The 17,791-nt window shown below is 42.9% G+C and carries 15 protein-coding genes; 10 read left to right on the top strand and 5 right to left on the bottom strand.

The genetic code is table 11. The annotated features are described in order from the left end of the window. The first annotated feature begins 117 nt into the window (after positions 1-117). From AB3489_RS09130 to AB3489_RS09110, 5 genes are all read left to right on the top strand, one after another. Complete coding sequence (locus tag AB3489_RS09130; protein WP_368292643.1) at positions 118-1,392, top strand: ATP-grasp domain-containing protein; 1,275 nt, start codon at positions 118-120, stop codon at positions 1,390-1,392. A 9-nt stretch (positions 1,393-1,401) separates the two neighbouring features. Beyond that, positions 1,402-1,692, top strand: coding sequence for a hypothetical protein (locus AB3489_RS09125; RefSeq protein ID WP_368292642.1), 291 nt, complete (start codon positions 1,402-1,404; stop codon positions 1,690-1,692). A 105-nt stretch (positions 1,693-1,797) separates the two neighbouring features. Further along, positions 1,798-2,694: a CoA-binding protein gene (locus AB3489_RS09120; RefSeq protein ID WP_368292641.1), complete on the top strand. Its 897-nt coding sequence runs from the start codon at positions 1,798-1,800 to the stop codon at positions 2,692-2,694. A gap of 128 nt (positions 2,695-2,822) precedes the next feature. Beyond that, a complete protein-coding gene (locus tag AB3489_RS09115) occupies positions 2,823-3,704 on the top strand; it encodes a CoA ester lyase (RefSeq protein ID WP_020491734.1) in 882 nt (293 codons plus the stop codon). Positions 3,705-4,039: 335 nt separating this feature from the next. Continuing rightward, the gene (locus tag AB3489_RS09110) at positions 4,040-5,296 is read left to right on the top strand and encodes an NADP-dependent malic enzyme (RefSeq protein WP_019226675.1); all 1,257 of its coding nucleotides are present in this window, start codon (positions 4,040-4,042) and stop codon (positions 5,294-5,296) included. Positions 5,297-5,652: 356 nt separating this feature from the next. On the opposite strand, the gene AB3489_RS09105 is transcribed toward AB3489_RS09110, so the two are convergent. Continuing rightward, positions 5,653-7,209 carry a PucR family transcriptional regulator gene (locus AB3489_RS09105; RefSeq protein ID WP_368292640.1) on the bottom strand — a complete coding sequence of 519 codons (1,557 nt, stop codon included), beginning with the start codon at positions 7,207-7,209 and terminating at the stop codon, positions 5,653-5,655. Positions 7,210-7,919: 710 nt separating this feature from the next. Here AB3489_RS09105 and AB3489_RS09100 point away from each other — a divergent pair. The 4 genes from AB3489_RS09100 (at position 7,920) to AB3489_RS09085 (ending at position 13,752) form a co-directional block, all read left to right on the top strand. Beyond that, positions 7,920-8,798 carry a LysR substrate-binding domain-containing protein gene (locus AB3489_RS09100; protein WP_368292639.1) on the top strand — a complete coding sequence of 293 codons (879 nt, stop codon included), beginning with the start codon at positions 7,920-7,922 and terminating at the stop codon, positions 8,796-8,798. Between the two features lie 300 nt (positions 8,799-9,098). Beyond that, on the top strand, positions 9,099-10,472 hold the full coding sequence (locus tag AB3489_RS09095; RefSeq protein WP_368292638.1) for an aminomethyl transferase family protein: 1,374 nt from the start codon (positions 9,099-9,101) through the stop codon (positions 10,470-10,472). 357 nt (positions 10,473-10,829) lie between these two features. Next, positions 10,830-12,266, top strand: a complete 1,437-nt coding sequence (locus tag AB3489_RS09090) for a hypothetical protein (protein ID WP_368292637.1) — start codon at positions 10,830-10,832, stop codon at positions 12,264-12,266. Positions 12,267-12,861: 595 nt separating this feature from the next. Then, complete coding sequence (locus AB3489_RS09085; protein ID WP_368292636.1) at positions 12,862-13,752, top strand: DUF3102 domain-containing protein; 891 nt, start codon at positions 12,862-12,864, stop codon at positions 13,750-13,752. Between the two features lie 81 nt (positions 13,753-13,833). On the opposite strand, the gene AB3489_RS09080 is transcribed toward AB3489_RS09085, so the two are convergent. Together AB3489_RS09080 and AB3489_RS09075 are read right to left on the bottom strand one after the other, a co-directional pair. Further along, complete coding sequence (locus tag AB3489_RS09080) at positions 13,834-14,073, bottom strand: DUF2922 domain-containing protein (RefSeq protein ID WP_025205449.1); 240 nt, start codon at positions 14,071-14,073, stop codon at positions 13,834-13,836. A 38-nt stretch (positions 14,074-14,111) separates the two neighbouring features. Further along, on the bottom strand, positions 14,112-14,336 hold the full coding sequence (locus AB3489_RS09075) for a DUF1659 domain-containing protein (RefSeq protein ID WP_025205451.1): 225 nt from the start codon (positions 14,334-14,336) through the stop codon (positions 14,112-14,114). Between the two features lie 378 nt (positions 14,337-14,714). Between AB3489_RS09075 and AB3489_RS09070 the strand changes: the two genes are divergently transcribed. After that, entirely contained in the window at positions 14,715-14,867 is a 153-nt protein-coding gene (locus AB3489_RS09070; RefSeq protein ID WP_368292635.1) for a hypothetical protein, read from the top strand. A 181-nt stretch (positions 14,868-15,048) separates the two neighbouring features. Here the strand turns inward: AB3489_RS09070 and AB3489_RS09065 are convergent, their stop codons facing one another. Then, positions 15,049-17,304, bottom strand: coding sequence for a DEAD/DEAH box helicase (locus AB3489_RS09065; RefSeq protein ID WP_368294611.1), 2,256 nt, complete (start codon positions 17,302-17,304; stop codon positions 15,049-15,051). A 140-nt stretch (positions 17,305-17,444) separates the two neighbouring features. Then, the gene (locus AB3489_RS09060) at positions 17,445-17,732 is read right to left on the bottom strand and encodes a late competence development ComFB family protein (protein ID WP_019225747.1); all 288 of its coding nucleotides are present in this window, start codon (positions 17,730-17,732) and stop codon (positions 17,445-17,447) included. Positions 17,733-17,791 lie beyond the last annotated feature (59 nt).

Raw genomic sequence — 17,791 nt, 5'->3', positions numbered from 1 at the left:
TTACTTTAATAATGAACAAAAATTAAAGGAATAACCATATATTCCTTTAATTTTTTGAGTTTTCTTTCAGTATATACAAGTACTAGAATCAATATGACGATATGGAAGGGATTATGGATGGCAAAATTTCTAGAGTATCAAGGTAAGGAATGGCTTGCCAAGGCGGGAATACCCGTACCGAAGGGCAGGTCGGCATCTTCTCCGGAAGAAGCACAGCAAGCGGCAGAATGGATTGGCAAGTCCGTAGCTGTCAAAGGTCAGGTCCAGGCAGGAGGACGAGGAAAAGCGGGGATTGTAAAACTGGTCGAAACTCCGTCCGAAGCTTCGGCGGCAGCTGCTGAAATACTGGTAAAGACAGTCAAAGGACTCCCTGTCAGACAGGTTTTAATTGAGGAGAAACTGGCGATCAAAAAAGAATACTATTGTTCATTTGTCATTAACAATGCGAGAGACGCCCGCTGCCCGATGCTGATGTTCAGCTCAGAAGGCGGCATGGATATTGAAAGTGTTCCTGAAGAACTTATTTTTAAGATGAATATTGACCCTATTTTTGGTCTGCAGATTTACGATGCGATCGATTTTTGTGTCCGAGCTGGCATTCCAAATAAAGAATTGAGTAAGTTTGCTTCTTTCCTGACGAAGCTGTCCCAAGTCTACAATAAGTATGACTGCCAGACACTGGAAATCAATCCGTTTGTCATGACGGAGGATGGAAGCCTGATTTGCGCAGACTGCAAAATGGAGATTGATAACAGTTCTGTGGGCCGACATCCGGAATTCGGCATTAAAATTGCCCGCGATTTGCCTGGTGAAGTCACCGAACTCGATATGATCGGCTGGAGCATTGAAGAAACAGATGCCCGTGGAACCGGCTTTCTGATGAATATGGGTTATGACGAAGTAAGCCCCGGCTATATTGGCTATCATCCGATCGGCGGCGGTTCGGCGATGATGGGACTTGATGCGCTGAATCAGGTAGGACTCAAACCTGCCAACTATGCCGACACGAGCGGCAATCCTGTTGGATCCAAAATCTATCGCGTTGCTAAGAGCGTACTGTCGCAGCCCAATATTGACGGTTACCTTCTTGGCGGTTTTATGATGGCGAATCAGGAGCAATGGCACCATGCCAATGCGATTGTCAAAGTACTGTGGGAAGAGCTTCCGAAGAAGCCCGGCCTGCCTTGCGTTCTGTTACTCTGCGGCAACCGCGAGGATGAATCCATGGAGATTCTGCGCAAGGGTCTGGCAGAGCTTATGACTTCGGACGGAATTGGCAAAAGAATTGAAATATACGGAAAAGAGCATGTCACGGATACGAAGTTTATCGGTCAAAGACTTCTGGCTCTGGCCAAAGAATACAGAGCGGAAAAAGATGCTCAGGGAAAGTAGGAAAATGCCATGCTGGAAATCAAAGAAAAAAGTATTACCATAGGCATCGATACCAACAAGTGTGACATATGTGAAACCAAAGCGTGCGCAGCAGCTTGTAAAAAATATGCCAGAGGGTTGCTTCAAATTGTTGACGGGAAACCATCCGTCGAGCATCTGAGCGCAGAGGAAGTTCTCCGGCTTGGAACAGAATGTCTGGCTTGTGAGATCGCCTGCAAGTTCGAAGGGAATAAGGCTTTGACCATCAATATTCCGATTGCGGGTCTTGATGTCTATCTAACCAAACGCGGTTTACAATAGTTCATTTGCATATCAGAAAGTATAAATTACTTTCTGATATATCTAAGTGCAGCTAAGGCTGTCACCAGCCAATTTTCTTTTACAAAATTAAAATGAGGGATAAGAATGGGTATTTTAATCAGTGACCGGTCTAAAGTCATTATCCAGGGAATTACCGGCCGTGAAGGATCTGTAAGAACCAAATACATGAAAGAATATGGCACCAAAGTCATCGGTGGAACCAGCCCAGGGAAAAAAGGGGACGAGGTTCATGGCATCCCCGTCTATAATACGGTTAAGGAAATTGCTAAAGAACACGATGAAATTGACTTTAGCGTCATCTTTGTGCCGGGCAGTGTTCTGAAAACCGCTGTTTTTGAAGCTGCCGACGCGGGTGTCAAAAATGTTATTCCGTGCGTTGAAGGAACACCCATCCATGATATTATGGAAATGGTCGCTTATTGCAAGTTGAGAGGAACCCGCTTAATCGGCCCCGGATCCATTGGCATTCTGACACCGGGAGAAGCAGTTGTTGGCTGGCTTGGTGGCAATGTCGAGTGGGCTAACAAGTTCTTTAAGAAAGGTAATATCGGTGTCTTTTCGCGCAGTGGCGGACAATCAGGGACCATTCCTTGGGTATTAAGAGAAGGTGGTTTCGGCGTAAGTACGGTTGTGCATACCGGAACCGAGCCTATACTTGGAACATCTATGGCTGATTTGCTGCCCTTATTCGAAGCAGATCCTGAAACAAAAGGTGTAGCCGTCTATGCTGAGATCGGCAGCTCTCAGGAAGAGGAATGTGCCGATGTTATTGCGGAAGGCAAATTCACAAAACCTTTCGTAATCTACGTAGCCGGAGCCTGGGCTCCTGAAGGCCAACGTTTTTCCCATGCTTCCAATATTGTCGAACGCGGCCGCGGGTCAGCGAAGAGTAAAATTGAAGCGGTCCTTAAAGCGGGCGGTTTTGTCGCTGAAACGCCAATAGATATCCCCATTATTTTGAAGGATAAAATTAAGGAATAATGATTGATTCTTGGTATCGTCCGGTCAGACGAAAATTCCCTCAGTGATTTAATGCATTTTAGAGTTGACAAAGTACTTAGCATTGTTACCCAAAAATCTTAAAGGTAAAAATAGGAGGCATATTCAAAATGGCTGTTATGAGATCGATTCTTTATGTACCGGGAAATAACCCGAAGATGGTTGAGAAAGCGCCAAGCTTTCCTGCTGATATCATCACGCTGGATCTGGAAGATTCCGTACCGCCGGCAGAAAAGGAAAATGCACGCAAAATTATTGCCGAGAATCTGAAATACGCCGGTTCCAATGGTTCCCAGGTTTATGTCAGAATTAACAACTGGGAAACAGAATTAACCAACGATGACCTTGAGGCTGTCGTTTGGGAAGGTCTTCATGGCGTAACGCTTGCCAAGACTGGACATCCAGATGATGTCAAGCGTCTGGACTGGAAGCTCGAAGAGCTGGAGCGCCGACGTGGTCTGGAAGTGGGTTCCATCAAAATTTCTATGCTACTGGAAACAGCAAAAGGAATCATGAATGCATATGAGTGCTGTATGGCCAGCAAACGTAACGTGAATGCTATTTTTGGTGCTGTAGATTATTGCCGCGACATGCGGATTAAACTAACCTCTGAAGCGAATGAGCAGCTGTGGGGACGCGCCAAAGTCGGTGTTGCCTGCCGTGCAGCCGGTATCGTAGCAATTGACGCACCGTTTGTTGCTTACCAGGATATTCCCGCTTTCGAGAAGAACGTTGCCGATGGCAAACAGATGGGCTATGAAGGTCGTATGATTATTCATCCGGGCCAGGTCGAACCGTCCAACCGTCTGTATGCTCCGGACCCGGCCGATGTAGAATGGGCTAACGGCGTTGTCAAAGTGTTTGAAGAAGAGGGTATTGCCAAAGGAAAAGCAGCCGTATCCTACAACGGAAAAATGGTGGATACTCCCGTATACCTGAATGCCAAAGATATTCTGGCTGCTCAGGCTGAGATTGAAGCGAAAGAAGCTTGAGCTAAGGTTGCTCTAAAGTTTTATATGACTCGCGTGACACAATGTCTGACTGCCCCTGTAGGGGCGGCCAGACATTGTGAGCTATTTAATCCGCTTCAAATCAATATAACGTATTGATCCCAACATCCGAGGACAATTTCACCGATTCTGATACTTACTTTCAAAAACAAAATGGTTGATTTTTTGTTTTCATTCATGAGATAATTTAACGAAACGCCTTTATAATTTGTTTACATAAGTAATGTGTCAAATAACGACAATGTATTACTTAAAAAAGCATACTGAATAAGCCAAAAATAAAACGAAAAAAACCACAAAGTGAGAGGAAGATGTGAATGTCCCGGATTAAAAACCTGCGTGAAGAGGCTTTAGCGTTTCACGCTGTAAGGCCTGGTAAACTTGAAGTAAAAGTAACGGTTCCTGCCAATGACAGGGACGATTTGACGCTGGCCTATTCCCCCGGAGTGGCTGATCCTGTGAAAGAAATTGCAAAAGATTTAGCGAATCTCGATGTTTACACCAACCATGCCAACTATGTCTGTATCGTTTCCGATGGAACAGCCATTCTCGGGCTTGGCAACCTCGGTCCAGCAGCGGCTATGCCTGTCATGGAAGGAAAAGCCCTTCTGTTTAAAGCCTTTGCCGACGTTGACGCCTTCCCGATTTGTGTAAATACAAATGATATTGATAAAATTGTTGAGCTTGTCGAGTTAATGGCCCCGACTTTTGGCGGTGTTAACCTTGAGGACATCAAAGCTCCCGAATGTTTTGAAATTGAAGGAAAGTTAAAAGCCCGTAATATTTTCAAAGGACCGATCTTCCATGATGATCAGCATGGAACGGCTGTGGTTACCTTGGCGGGTCTTTTTAATGCGCTGAAAGTCGTCGGCAAGCGTATAGATAAAATCAAAGTCGTAACGAACGGCGCCGGAGCCGCCGGGATTGCAATCATCAAGCTGATGATGAGTATGGGACTGAAAAATGTCATCATGTGCGATACCAAAGGTGCGATCTATAAAGGACGCCCTGAAGGTATGAATAAATATAAGGACGAAATCGCTGAAAAGACAAATTATGAAATGTGCACAGGCAGCCTCAGAGACGCGATCAAGGGTGCGGACGTCTTTATCGGCGTATCAGCTCCAGATTCTATTGACGAAGAGATGATTAAATCCATGGCCAAAGATCCGATCGTCTTTGCTCAGGCCAATCCGATTCCAGAAATCTGGCCGATTGAAAGAGCCATCAATGCCGGCGCTGCTGTCATCTCGACCGGACGTTCCGACGTTATCAATCAGATCAACAACGTTCTGGCTTTCCCGGGCATGTTTCGCGGTGCGATTGATGTCCGCGCAACCGATATCAACGATGCAATGAAAATTGCTGCCGCTCAAGCAATTGCCAACTGCGTTAAACCGGAAGAATTGTGTGCCGACTACATCATCCCAAGTGCTTTTAATCCTGAAGTTGCCGCTGCTGTCGCTGCTGCAACAGCCAAAGCTGCAATGGAATCCGGTATTGCCAGGAATCCGATTGATCCTGCCTTAGTGGCAGAAAATCTGAAGAAGAGACTGGCGAACCAGTATAAATAAGATTGCGGTTTGACGCTTACACCGCATGATATGTTGTCAAGCCTCTCGGCGTTAATCTTCGATATCAAATAATTTCTGGATTTGAAGAGGCTCTATCATAACTTGAGCGGTGTAGCCATGCACAGATCACAGCTCTCCCGTTCCCGCAGCTAAAAAACTCTGCAACAACAGATAAAATTCTATATGGATGTTATATCGGGGAATTTGCATAGTCCTTCTTGTATGCTTCTGATTCCTTACAATTTATTCATAGGCAGAGAGATCTATTATGTTTCTGTCCATATCCTTTAGTCGTAAGGCTTGATGCTGATACCGAATACATAATTGGAAAATTTATTATATGTATGCGCATACTCTTAGTTTTTATTTGTTAATATCAAACAAGTTATATATAAAATCAAGAATTGTTCTTCATTTATCTCTCTTAAATCAGTTTCCAAAATATCTTCGATTCTGTTAATTCTATACATCAATGTATTTCTGTGAATGTATAGATTTTTAGCAGTTTGTGAAATGTTGCATCCACTTAAAAGATAGCTTCGTAAGGTTGTTAAGAGCATGTCGCCATTTTTTTTATCATAGGCAGAAATTTTGAGGATTTGCTGATTGCATAAACTTTTTAACCCAGTAGATTCATTCAGTGAACTAATGATGTGTTTACTATAACATTCTTCAAAAAAACAATATCTTTTATGGGAAAAAGGCGCTCCTTCTTTTAATGCGGCTTTACTTTGTTTATAAGCATATTTTATACTCATAAAGTCGTAAAATTCCATGCTTATACCAGCGTTTACGTTCATTTCTGATAATAGTTTTTCAAATTCCTTAAAATCAGCTTCTCCTTCGCCTTCATAAACTAATTTATTTTCTTTTGTTTTTACGATTACAACAATTCCGTTTTCATATCTAAATAAAATACAGTTTTTAAAAATTACTTTCAGACGAAACATAATAAAGTAAAGTTCCTGATGAGACTTGGAAAGATCTTGTCCGCTTACATAAAAAAGCTTGAATGTATCATTCATTTTCCAACCTTGCTTCTTTAAGTAATACTCCACGATGCCCTCTTCAACAGAATACCCACTTAGTATTCGATCAATAAAATAAGGGATATCTCTGTCGGGGATAGTAGTTTCTACGATATTTTCAAAATATATCCCCATCATCTTCGCAAAATAGGTAACAATTGAGCACTCTCCTTTTGTAAAATCACAATTTATGTCAGTTGCCCCTAAAAATCCATTCAGATGGTTTTGACTAAAAACAGGACCTAACAACCAGCAATTGTCTTGAAATTCTTTAGGAGGGCGAATAAGAAAACTGGAATCAGATCCTTCCAGTTTTTCATAAAACATGTTTCTATAAGTATCGGGAAAAATATCTACAGGAGCATATCCCTTCGTAAAGGCGGTTTTCCATATACTTCCTTCAATTGTTTTAGAATTCAAGACTCCACCTTGACCAATAAATTTAAATGAAATATCGAAAAGCGCAATCGGATTGGATAAAGGCTCTGCCCCTTTATCAAGGATGATCTGGAGAGATTTGCGCTGTAAAATATATTCCATCATAGTTTCTCCCCAACAATTATACTTGTCAAAAATGTCCTGGATTTGTTGAAAAACGAGCTCTGAATTATTATTTCCGTCTATGATAATTGCCTGATAACCGTAAGCCAGTATGGTACTTTTATCAATCTTACCTAATACAACAATGTTAAGTTTTTTTGGATTAACATCTAGAGACGGGATTTCTTCAGGAAACAACAGATATAAATAATCCGTGGTGATGTTCTTTTGATCCAGAGGTAAACGTCGAACTCCGCATAAATTTAACGGGAATTCATCATCTGCGATTATTTGAGGATGATACCGTTTTAATTCATCATAAAGAATAAAAATATTGATTTTCATAATCTTATCCTACCGTTCAACATTCTGGTAAATTTTATCTGCCTTTTCAAGCTCAATTATTTCCAGATCGTTTAGCTGGCTTTAATCTTACTTCTCAGTTCCTGATCGGCCTGTACTAAAATAACAGACCATGGGCATAAATCACATCCACATCATGGATGCAATAGAAGACATGCTGTTGAGTGTAAGTAGAACATAGCCTACGATGCCAGCTGCTACGACCATACGGAATCCTATTGGTTTTGACATATAAATCCTCCCTAACTAAATAAAAATAACAAGAAGCAGTATTATTCATTGATTTCTTTTGGCTCCTAGTGACTTTCAATTAGCCTTATTACTCGAAATGTTAATTCTTGTTTTAACTCCTTTATTGTGCTAAAGTATATGCATTCTAACAAAGAATGCATCATAATGGAAATAATCGTTTTATCGTTGGTTATGCAAAAATTTTATAAAAGACTAGTATAAAACTGTTAAGCGCTCTCCGCATAATATCCAATTATTACTCAGTACTGGTAAACCGTGGTATGTACTGGACGTTCTATGCAGACGGCATGAGCCCGACACGCCGATTTTACTCTACAAATTCTGAAAGGAGGCTAGTACATGATAATTGCAAGAAAAATTATAGCGTTGTATTATGGTAAATTTGGCATTTAAGCATACATCAGTATAATGAGAATGAATAAAAATTGTGAGGTGATATTTTGAAGATTAGCTATATGCATGAATTTATCGCACTGGCTGAAAATCTGAACTATTCACACACCGCAGAGGAATTATTCATATCACAACCAGCACTAAGCAGGCACATAACTGCGATTGAAACAGATATAGGGATTCAGCTACTTAAACGAACAAAACATAGCGTTGAGCTTACTCCAATGGGTATGATTGTAGTTAGTGAATTTAAAAAAATTATTGAACAATATGAAAATTTACTTACTAAGGCTACGCTATTATCTTCCGGTTTTACAGGTAAACTCAAGGTAGGGATGTTATACTACGCCAGTGATGAATATATAACTCCAATAATGAGATTTTTCAAAGAAAAATATCCTAATATTGAACTTTTAATATCGTCCTATCAGCCAATGCAACTTATACAAGATTTATTGAATGATAAAATAGACGTTGGTCTTACTCTTCATGAGTACTTTCCACATGCTGACCGCCTAATTTTTCATGATATCCGCAGCGAAAAATTAGCTGTGATAGTTTCTGACAAACATCCTTTTTCCTCAAAGGAATCTGTTGACGTAGCTGATCTTGATGAACAACTATTTATTTTCTTAGGTGACCAAGAGTGGCACAGATTTTGTGTTGAAAGATTATTAACAAACCACGGTATTGGCCTAAAGTATTTCACATTTACTGATCAGATCGACACCGTTTCATTTACTATTAAAGAGACAAATGGAATATTTGTGGTGCCTCACCATTTAAAAAGTATGTCCATCAGTAATACAGCATTCCTTGAAATAAACGATAGCGAATTCTTTATCGATATGGCACTTGCCTATAAGGTAACTAACAATAATGCTGCAATACCATTATTCATTAATAATGTAAATAAAATTTTCTAACTATTAAATCAACTTTCACAAGTGGGAAAGTAACAGTATTAACTTATAAAAGTCTAAGAAAAGGCCTATGATTGACAATCAGATAACGAGATGTCAAACATAGGGATTTTTTTTGATTTTTTTTAACATTTTATTACAGGTTATTCAATATTCAATATATGCATAACCGGAAATAAAAAATAGTATTTCCATTATAAATACGCATCACCTACAATAAAACTAAATCCGGATTTATAAATCGATTTCACTTTTTCATTAGAAAAAGTACTAAGCTATACGGTAAAAAGGAGGATCAATGATATGATAAAAGAAGACAGTGCAAATATGATAGAAAAGAGTTTTGATCACCACCCACTAATTCCCTATGATCCATCTGTCATGATCTACATCTCTGCAGGTGATGTCGTTCTGCCATATGAATACACCAACTGGATGGATGAGGTCGAGTCATGGAAAGATGGAGCTTATATCTCACACTCTCTTAATCCACAGCCTACATGGCGTATCAAAGGCCCTGATGCGATCAAATACCTCTCTAGTGTGCTTGTTAACAACTTTGAAAAATTCCCCATAGGCACGGCCAAACATGCCATCATGTGCAACGAAAAAGGTTTGAACATGGGTGATGGTGTGATGCTACGACTCGATGAAGATGAATTTCTCTTTTATGAAATGGGAGCACTATATATCGCCCACGTTTTTGAACAGGGCAACTGGAATGCGGTGGGTGAAGACCTGACCGGTACAAAGTTTATGTATCAAATTGCCGGCCCCCGCTCACTTGAGATCATCGAGGCGGCAGCCGGTAAAGACCTCCACGATATTCGCTTCTTGCACCACCGTAAAAGCAGTATAGCTGGGGTTGAAGTAAACGTCATACGAGTGGGTATGGCCGGTTCGCTAGCCTACGAGCTACATGGCGATGCTCAGTATGGCCGTGTTGTTTACAATCGTGTACTGGAAGCGGGGAAACCACTAGGGCTGAAGCGTATTGGTTTTCGCTCATATCTCATGAATCACACTGAGGACGGATTTCCACAGTTTGTTATACATTTTACTCACCCCTGGATAGTAGAGGATGAAAACTTCGTTGCCAAGCTCAAGAAGCGTGGCGACGTAATTAGGTGTAACACTGTCTGTAGAGGGAGCATGGGGCCTGATATCCGACTTCGCTTCTGTAACCCTGTCGAGCTTGGATGGGCCAACCGTATCAGCTTTAATCATGACTTTGTCGGCCGTGCGGCACTCGAAAAAGAAGTCGCAAATCCCCGCCGCAAGATGGTCACGTTGGTTTGGAATGCAGAGGACATTCTTGATATCTATGCCTCCAAATTTAAGCCCGGCGAACCGTATGCCAACATTGACACTCCAATTCATAATCTCTATGACGGCAATGGAATGACCTTATTTGCCGATCAGGTACTTAAGAATGGAAAACTGATCGGAATAAGCTCAGGGCGGTTATACAGCTACCATTTCCGACAGATGCTATCTCTCTGCACGATCGACGTGGAACACAGTGACATTGGCAACGAAGTAATCGTTCTATGGGGAGATCCTGGTACTAAACAGAAGGAAATACGAGCAACGGTATCTCGCTTCCCTTATTTTAATGAAAATCGTAATGAAAACATCGACGTAAACACAATCCCGAGATTGGCGAAGTACAAATAGATAAACCTACAATTAGCTGATCTTGGGGCGATAAGATTGCACCACCATCATACCGCCAGAAATCTTCAGGTGGTATGACGGTGGCTAACTTATTATTTTGGCGAATCCAATCATAGTACTCCTTGCCGTTCCGTAAGAGCGTAATTATCGCAGGAATCAGTAGTATCTGTGTTAATGAAATTTTCTGAGCTCTTATTGTACAATAGTGCTGAAATTTCTTGGTTATTATTCTCCATTTATTTACGATGAAATGGAGAGTCTCTATCATTATAATCTACATAAGCAAGTATTTAAAACGATGCTGTGATTGCAAAGTTAATTTGCTAAAAAAATTAAAATTAAAGGGAGGAATACAAAATGTACGAAAACTACAAAAATCAGCATCCCATCGATACCACCGCACTTGATGCAGAGCACGATGTCAGTTATAGCAGTGGACCGTTTGCACTATCTACACCCGGAGGCGGCCTTTATAAGATGGGAGTATTTCCATATCTCATGCCTGTCTGGCATACGGATTGGAGGGATGAAGCATTATCCTGGCACTTGACGTGTTCATTGCACGCAGGTTTGAATCCTTCAGTGGTAACGATCCTTCGAGGCCCGGAAGCGAAAAAGTTCATGAGCGAAAACTTTGTGAATAATGTGGAGGATTTCCCCATCGGTATTATAAAGCATGGAATTTTGTGCCTCGAGAACGGGCTTATCGCGACACATGGCGTTATTATGCGTACCGGCGAGGAAGAATATGAGTTATGGTGGCACGCTCCGTACCTCAACTATCTATTCGGCCTTAAGGATTACAATGCAGAACTGATAGATATGACAATGAAAGTCTTTATTTTACAGCTTCAGGGCCCAAACTGCCTGTCCATTCTTGAGGAAGCTACCGGCGAAGATTTGAAGGACATTGACTATCGCCATTACCGCAATAGTACGATTAATGGTCATAAAGTACGTATTCTCCGTTTTGGCATGGCGGGTACACTTTCCTATGAGGTTCATGGGGAGGCCCAATACTCTAAAGAAATCCAAAAGAAATTAATCGAGATCGGCAACCCTTATGGTATTCGACAACTTGGATTCTCCAACTATTTATTGAATCATAGCGAAGGCGGAAACTTCCAAGCCAATCTCAGCTTCATGTCTGCTTTGTTCCTGGATGAAGGGTTCCAGAAGTGGTCTAAGCAGGGCTCAGACGAAGGAGAAGGAGAAGGAGAACTCAACTATTCTTCATTCGGCTTTGACTTTAAAGGCAGCGCCGGCGGCGATCCCATGAAAGTGGTGTTCAATCCAATCGAATGTGGACTTGGCAAGTGTATTAACTGGAACCATGATTTCCGCGGGAAAGCAGCTTTACTGGAATACAAAAAAAATCAGAAGCGTGACATTGTGACGCTTGAATGGAACGCCGAGGATATCATCGATGTTTATGCTTCAAACTTCCGACCGGGTGAAGAGAACTACAGCCCGATGGATTTCCCTGGACCTGAATCAATGCTCAACGGCTCTGCCAATTGGGTATTATCGACAGACTACGTTTACAATAAAGACGGAAAAGAAATCGGGCTTTCAACAAGCCGTACGCAGAGTCATTACTATCGGACAGTAATTTCAATGGCACTGCTTGATCTGGAGTATCGGGATTTTGGCACAGAGGTTTATGTACTCTGGGGCGAGGTTGGATCACGGCAGAAGAAAATACGCGCTAAAGTTTCATACTACCCGTACAACCGGGACAATAAGGACCGCACGGGGGATCAGGTCGATGTAAGAAGCCTTTCATCACGTTAAACAGAAGCTAAAGTTCTTCGGAGATCCAGAAATACGTCAGATGGGAGAGAGCAACGGATGCAAAATATCCATATAACAATGTCGGGTGTAGTAAGGATGTTGATTTAAATAATATTCCAAGATCCTAAAAGCAAAGCAAACTTTCTGTAACCTATACATTTGAATAGATATTAATATCAGTCTTTGTATAACTAATGCTCTCGAAGTCCGATGTCAAATTCAGGGGAGCTGGAAACGGTCAATGGTAGGATTTAAATTTTTGAGTCCAAGAGCAAACTAATTATCCAGCTCCTCTATGCACCAATAATTATCACTCAAATAGGAAGAAATACTATGGCATCTATATTCATCTAACTTGCCATAAATTGTCTAAAAGCCCGCTGTTCATGCGGGCTTGCTCTTTTAAGCAGGAATTTTTCCTGCTTTTTTTAGCGGCGTTTTATGGTCATGATATAATTGGCGATTATACATAAGTCAAAACAATTGAATACATATTCAATTGTTTTGACCTATAAAAATTAAGCATACGAAATTTCACCGGGAAAGTTTTGATACCATATAATACAGAATATATACAACCGAAAGGAATGTAAAAATGGAGAGCACGCCAACTGAAAGAACGCCGGCTGTCGTCGCCGGGGAAATCGCTGCCATCAAAGCACAAACAAGAAAGATATTGCTTGTCAGCGCGGTTGAAGTCGGACGGCGCTTGATGGAAGCCAAGGAAATGATCCCTTATGGGGAATTTTGTAAATGGCTGGAGGAAGCCGTTGATTACTCAGAGCGTGTAGCATATAAACTGATGCGCATCGCCGAAGAGTATGGACCGGGGCTGTCCATACTATCCGAAGCCGATGTGAGTACTGTGCCTTTTGCCAGACTTGGTTACAGCCAGGCATTCGCCCTTTTGGGGATCCCCGCGGAGGAACGGGCAGAGTTTATCGCGCAGCTAGATATTGAGCATATGTCGGTGAGCGCACTGCAGCAGGTGATCAAGGACAGGAACGAGGCTCTTGAAGAGAAAACAGCGCTGGCCAAAAAACTGAAGATCCATCAAGACAAAGTTTCCGGCTTAGCTGAGGAGCGCGATCAGGCGAAAAAAGAGGCGGAGGCTAAAGAACAGGCATTATGGAGTGAGCAGAGCAGGGTAACGCAGCTGCAGCGGGAGCTGACAGTGCTTCAGAACGACAGCGTGGCCGCCCGGCGTATGAAAGAGATCGAACGGGAGCGCGATATAGCCAAGATCAACCATGCCATGGCACAGGCCGACGCCCGCTACGATCTAATCGTCAAAGGATTCGACGACCTGTTCAGCACGATCAGGGAGATGGCTGGAGCAGATCCTAAGGCTTACAAGCTGTTTGTTAATCAAACAAGTGAGTTTATCGCAAAGACGGCGCGTAAGTTAAAACGTATCAAAAAAAATGCACAAACGGCACCGACAGAACAGGCGGTTCCCGAGGCTCCTGCTCCCGAAACACCATGATTTTAAGGAAGAACCTCCCAGCCGGCTAAGTCGGCGGAGGTTCTTCCAACGGGGCTTCGCCCAGGTTGCTGCGGTTATCGCTTACGCTTCCGGAGGATCATAAAGATCATCCGTTTCCGTATTGATAACTTTAATATCCCGTTTAGCGGCCAAAGCGCCGCTCGCAGTGATGAATACGTCCTTCGTGATGAGTATATCCATCACGGCTTCAGCCTCAGCCTTCGTCAAGCCTGTTTTCGGATTGGTCAGGGTGATTGCGAATGTCTTGCCCCCGCTGGTTAAGAACGTTAAGCGCACGACTTTATTTGTGGTAACCGCCATTGCGTCTCACCTCCTTGTCTATCCGCTTTGGCTGCCGGTTATTCATCCGCCAGCTCCGAATTGCTGCTCAGGACCACTTCCAATACCTGATCCTGCACCAGGCTGAATAAGGCTGTTGCCACGTCATAGGCATCTTGGATCGTGGCATCGGCTCTTACGCCGCTGAAACTTTTCTTTCTGGTCACCGGGTCACCGGCAGGCGTTACCCCGGACTCGCATGTTACGACCAGCGTAGAAGTTAATGGTGTAGCAGTAACCGCCATCTCCATCATCTCCTTCCCGGTTTATATGACAGGCCGGCTTGTCCAGCTTATCGGTTTATTTTATGCCGGTGTTTGTCCGATGGTGACAGCCGGATTATGTCATAAGCGGTTTACCGGAAACAGCGGAAGCAGGGCATAGCTTATTGGCCACTTTACCTTAGGCGGTATATTTACGGTGCTTTTCTTATGCTAAAGTGTATGCAATTACAACAAATGCGCATATCTCAGGTTATTTGTCAATAGTAAGATGCCCTTTCCGTTTCGACAAACTTAGAAACAATATGAAACTATTTGACCAAGGAATTCAAAGCAATACAGAGAATATCTTTAACGTTAGCGTAAAGCCTTTTTCTGAATGACGTATGGCAATGCGTTGTCATGGCTGGCGACCAGATCGCCTGGAACAGAAAAAAGGCCCAAGTCAGGACAGGAAGATTGAAAGGAGGTATGTCAGGCGGTCAGGAAGTGCTTAAGCGGCCGGGAGTCATCGATAGCAGCGAACGAGCAATTTCTTGCAGGAGGGGTATTTGACTGAATACTGCTGGTCGTAAGAGCCTGAGTGTCGGGCAGTCAATCTTCAGAATTGGTTTGGTTAGGAAAGATTCAAAATTAAAAAAGTCTGCCTGAGGTTAATCCGGTCGGAAATGGCAGACTCAACAAAAGGAGCCCTAAAACGGCTCCTCTTTTTGATGGCTACAGAGGGCAAGGCAGCTTAACTTAACTCTTGGATCGAAGCCTCATCTCTGTCCAGTTTCTTGATGCAGACGCTGAAGCGTTCTCTTAACGACTGGTCTGTTACGGCTTCCCGCATCTGGCGCAGTAAATCGATGGTTCGTCTTAAGACCGCGATAATGTCTCCTTCGTCGAGGGTGCAGAGCTGCTGAAGCTCGATTAATGCGGCGCCTTTGCTCCAATGATACGCAAGGACGGCCGCCTTGGATTCAAAGCGCACAGCGTCAGGCCCACAGATGCTCTGTATATAATTCAGGATTTCCCTGACAGGCTTAAAATCAATCTGGTCAAACTTTTGGAAATACTCATTACGTTTGCTTTCATAATCAATACAGGAAATCAGCGCAGTCAGCTGGTCATCATCCAGCTGTTCGATGATTCCTGAGTAAATCAACTCGGTTACCAGGATTTCCTGCACATAAATATATCTGGCGAGCTCCCCCCGCGGCAAAAGCTTGTCATTTCCGATATAGCCTATTTGCTGCAGTAGGGCTTTTTTTCTTTCGAATTCGGAATTAAATGTGTTGTAATCCGGCATTGAGAACAATTGATTCTTGAGGTCCGTGATTTCTTTTTCGAGGTTCATCCACTTTCCGGCGAAGGATTTACAGCTGTCGTTTTGTTTTCTGGTACATTTCTGGGGAACAGTCTTAAGGATCTTCTCCCATTTCATGATTTTTCGGTGCATCTGACGCCCGAAAATCTTATTGCGGCGTCGCGGGTCCAATTTATCATAGGCTTTATGAAGCCTGTCCAATTCTTTCTTTTTCGGGTAGTAATTCAGCGGACACCGATAGGTCCCGACATGCTCACAAAGGTTCTCTTTGGCTTGGGCTGATTGCTCGGACAGAAGACGAATCTCTTCTTCCGTTTTTTGTGCGGTCAAGATATAGGAATGAGCAGCAAAACTTTTTTTGAAATAGGTTTCGATTTGCTCCGGCGATAATGTTGCCAGGAGATTCAAAACTGTATTATAGGAAAGCCGAAACTGACTGGTCAGAGGTTCTAACTTGGCAATATCAAATTTTACCGGCGGTTCTTTTTCAAAGTAATTCAAATCAACAATCGCAAAGGAATAACCGATCTCGTCAATACCGCGTCGGCCGGCTCTGCCGGACATCTGAAAAAATTCGTGGTTTGCCAAAGCCCTGAAACTGCGTCCGTCGTATTTGTTTAGGGAATCAAAGCAGACGGCCTTGACAGGATAGTTGATCCCGACACTGAAGGTCTCGGTACAGTACAGAACTGAGATCGTCTTGGCCAGGAAAAGATCCTCTACGACGGATTTCTGCAAAGGCAGCAGCCCGGCATGGTGATAGGCAATACCTTTCCGGCAGACCCTGAATAACTTGCGCGTGGAAGAGGACCAAGTATCTTCAGCACCAAAATGCTCCAAAAAAATGTTTTTCACTTCTTTGCTTTGTTCCGACGACAGATAGTTTTTGATATTGGCCAGTTCATGCGCTTTATCGGCGCATTGCTTTCTGCTGAATACAAAATAGAGGGTAGGAAGATATTGTTTATCAACAGTTTTGATCAGGTCAAGATGTGACGTCTGTTTAAACAGCGGGGAATTATCGGTTCTGTCCGTGGATTTAATCTTCTGATAATAGAACCTGATCAGGTCATCATAGCCGATGATGCCGGTGTCCTGACAAAAATAATAATATTCCAGAGGAACGATCCTTTGCTGTTCCTCGATCAACACAACGGTGTCTTTGCGGATGGCCTCGATCCAGCCCTTCAGTTCCACGGCATTGGCAATTGTGGCACTTAAGCCCAGAATCTTAATATTTGGCGGAGCGAGAATGATAGATTCTTCCCAGACTGTACCTCTGTCCTCATCATTAAGCCAGTGAATCTCGTCAAAGATGATATAGGAAACGTGCTCCAGTTCCGGGTCGTTGGTGATGACCTGGTTGCGGAAGATCTCTGTCGTCATGATCAGAAGGGGAGCGCCAGGATTGATCACAACATCCCCGGTCATGATCCCGACGGTCTCGCTGCCAAATTGGTGGGAAAAATCTTTGAATTTCTGGTTGCTTAACGCTTTTATCGGTGCTGTATAAATAATCCGTTTGCTTTCCCGAATTGATTTTTCGACCAGATAATCTGCTACCATTGTTTTTCCTGTCCCGGTAGGGGCTGAGACAATGACGGAATGCCCGTGATTGATTGCTTCAATCGCATCCATTTGGAATTGGTCGAGTTTTAGTCCCTGATACTCGGAAATCACGCTGATCACCTGCTTTTATTTTGAAGTCGCAATCATTGTAACAGAGTAAATAGCGATAATCAAATCCATACCCATACAAAAGTAAAGACGCCTCATATCATTTGAAGCGCCTTTGCAACTGTCATTAATCCCATGCGGGTTTATTCTTCTTTCTGGTCAAGCGGATGGGACGGGAAAGCAGCAACTATCTGGGCAGCGCCAACGACTTCTGCCAAAACTCGGGCTTTGTCCGGAAACATTTGTGATTCAAAGTGCGTCATGACTTCGCCTTTTAAGGAAACATAATATCTTGGAGGGAAGCGGTTCAGTACAAAAGCCATTATGTCGGCCTGACACCGTTCGCATTTGCAAGGGATATTGGCGACGGGCAGATAATCTTCCAGTGTTTTCTTCACGATGACTTCACTAAAATTTTTTAGTTCATACATTAGTCTTATCCTCCTGGGAAAAAATGCTTACCCTATTTTAACATATCGCGCCAAAGGGT

Source organism: Dehalobacter sp. TBBPA1 (assembly GCF_040931655.1).
In the GTDB taxonomy this organism is placed as follows: Bacteria; Bacillota; Desulfitobacteriia; order Desulfitobacteriales; family Syntrophobotulaceae; genus Dehalobacter; species Dehalobacter restrictus.
This window is presented reverse-complemented; position numbering and strand designations above follow the sequence as displayed.

Coding starts and splice junctions, on each gene's coding strand:
- AB3489_RS09130 (WP_368292643.1), top strand. CDS start 118: ATGGCAAAATTTCTAGAGTATCAAGGTAAGGAATGGCTTGCCAAGGCG.
- AB3489_RS09125 (WP_368292642.1), top strand. CDS start 1,402: ATGCTGGAAATCAAAGAAAAAAGTATTACCATAGGCATCGATACCAAC.
- AB3489_RS09120 (WP_368292641.1), top strand. CDS start 1,798: ATGGGTATTTTAATCAGTGACCGGTCTAAAGTCATTATCCAGGGAATT.
- AB3489_RS09115 (WP_020491734.1), top strand. CDS start 2,823: ATGGCTGTTATGAGATCGATTCTTTATGTACCGGGAAATAACCCGAAG.
- AB3489_RS09110 (WP_019226675.1), top strand. CDS start 4,040: ATGTCCCGGATTAAAAACCTGCGTGAAGAGGCTTTAGCGTTTCACGCT.
- AB3489_RS09105 (WP_368292640.1), bottom strand. CDS start 7,209: ATGAAAATCAATATTTTTATTCTTTATGATGAATTAAAACGGTATCAT.
- AB3489_RS09095 (WP_368292638.1), top strand. CDS start 9,099: ATGATAAAAGAAGACAGTGCAAATATGATAGAAAAGAGTTTTGATCAC.
- AB3489_RS09090 (WP_368292637.1), top strand. CDS start 10,830: ATGTACGAAAACTACAAAAATCAGCATCCCATCGATACCACCGCACTT.
- AB3489_RS09085 (WP_368292636.1), top strand. CDS start 12,862: ATGGAGAGCACGCCAACTGAAAGAACGCCGGCTGTCGTCGCCGGGGAA.
- AB3489_RS09080 (WP_025205449.1), bottom strand. CDS start 14,073: ATGGCGGTTACCACAAATAAAGTCGTGCGCTTAACGTTCTTAACCAGC.
- AB3489_RS09075 (WP_025205451.1), bottom strand. CDS start 14,336: ATGGCGGTTACTGCTACACCATTAACTTCTACGCTGGTCGTAACATGC.
- AB3489_RS09070 (WP_368292635.1), top strand. CDS start 14,715: ATGGCTGGCGACCAGATCGCCTGGAACAGAAAAAAGGCCCAAGTCAGG.
- AB3489_RS09060 (WP_019225747.1), bottom strand. CDS start 17,732: ATGTATGAACTAAAAAATTTTAGTGAAGTCATCGTGAAGAAAACACTG.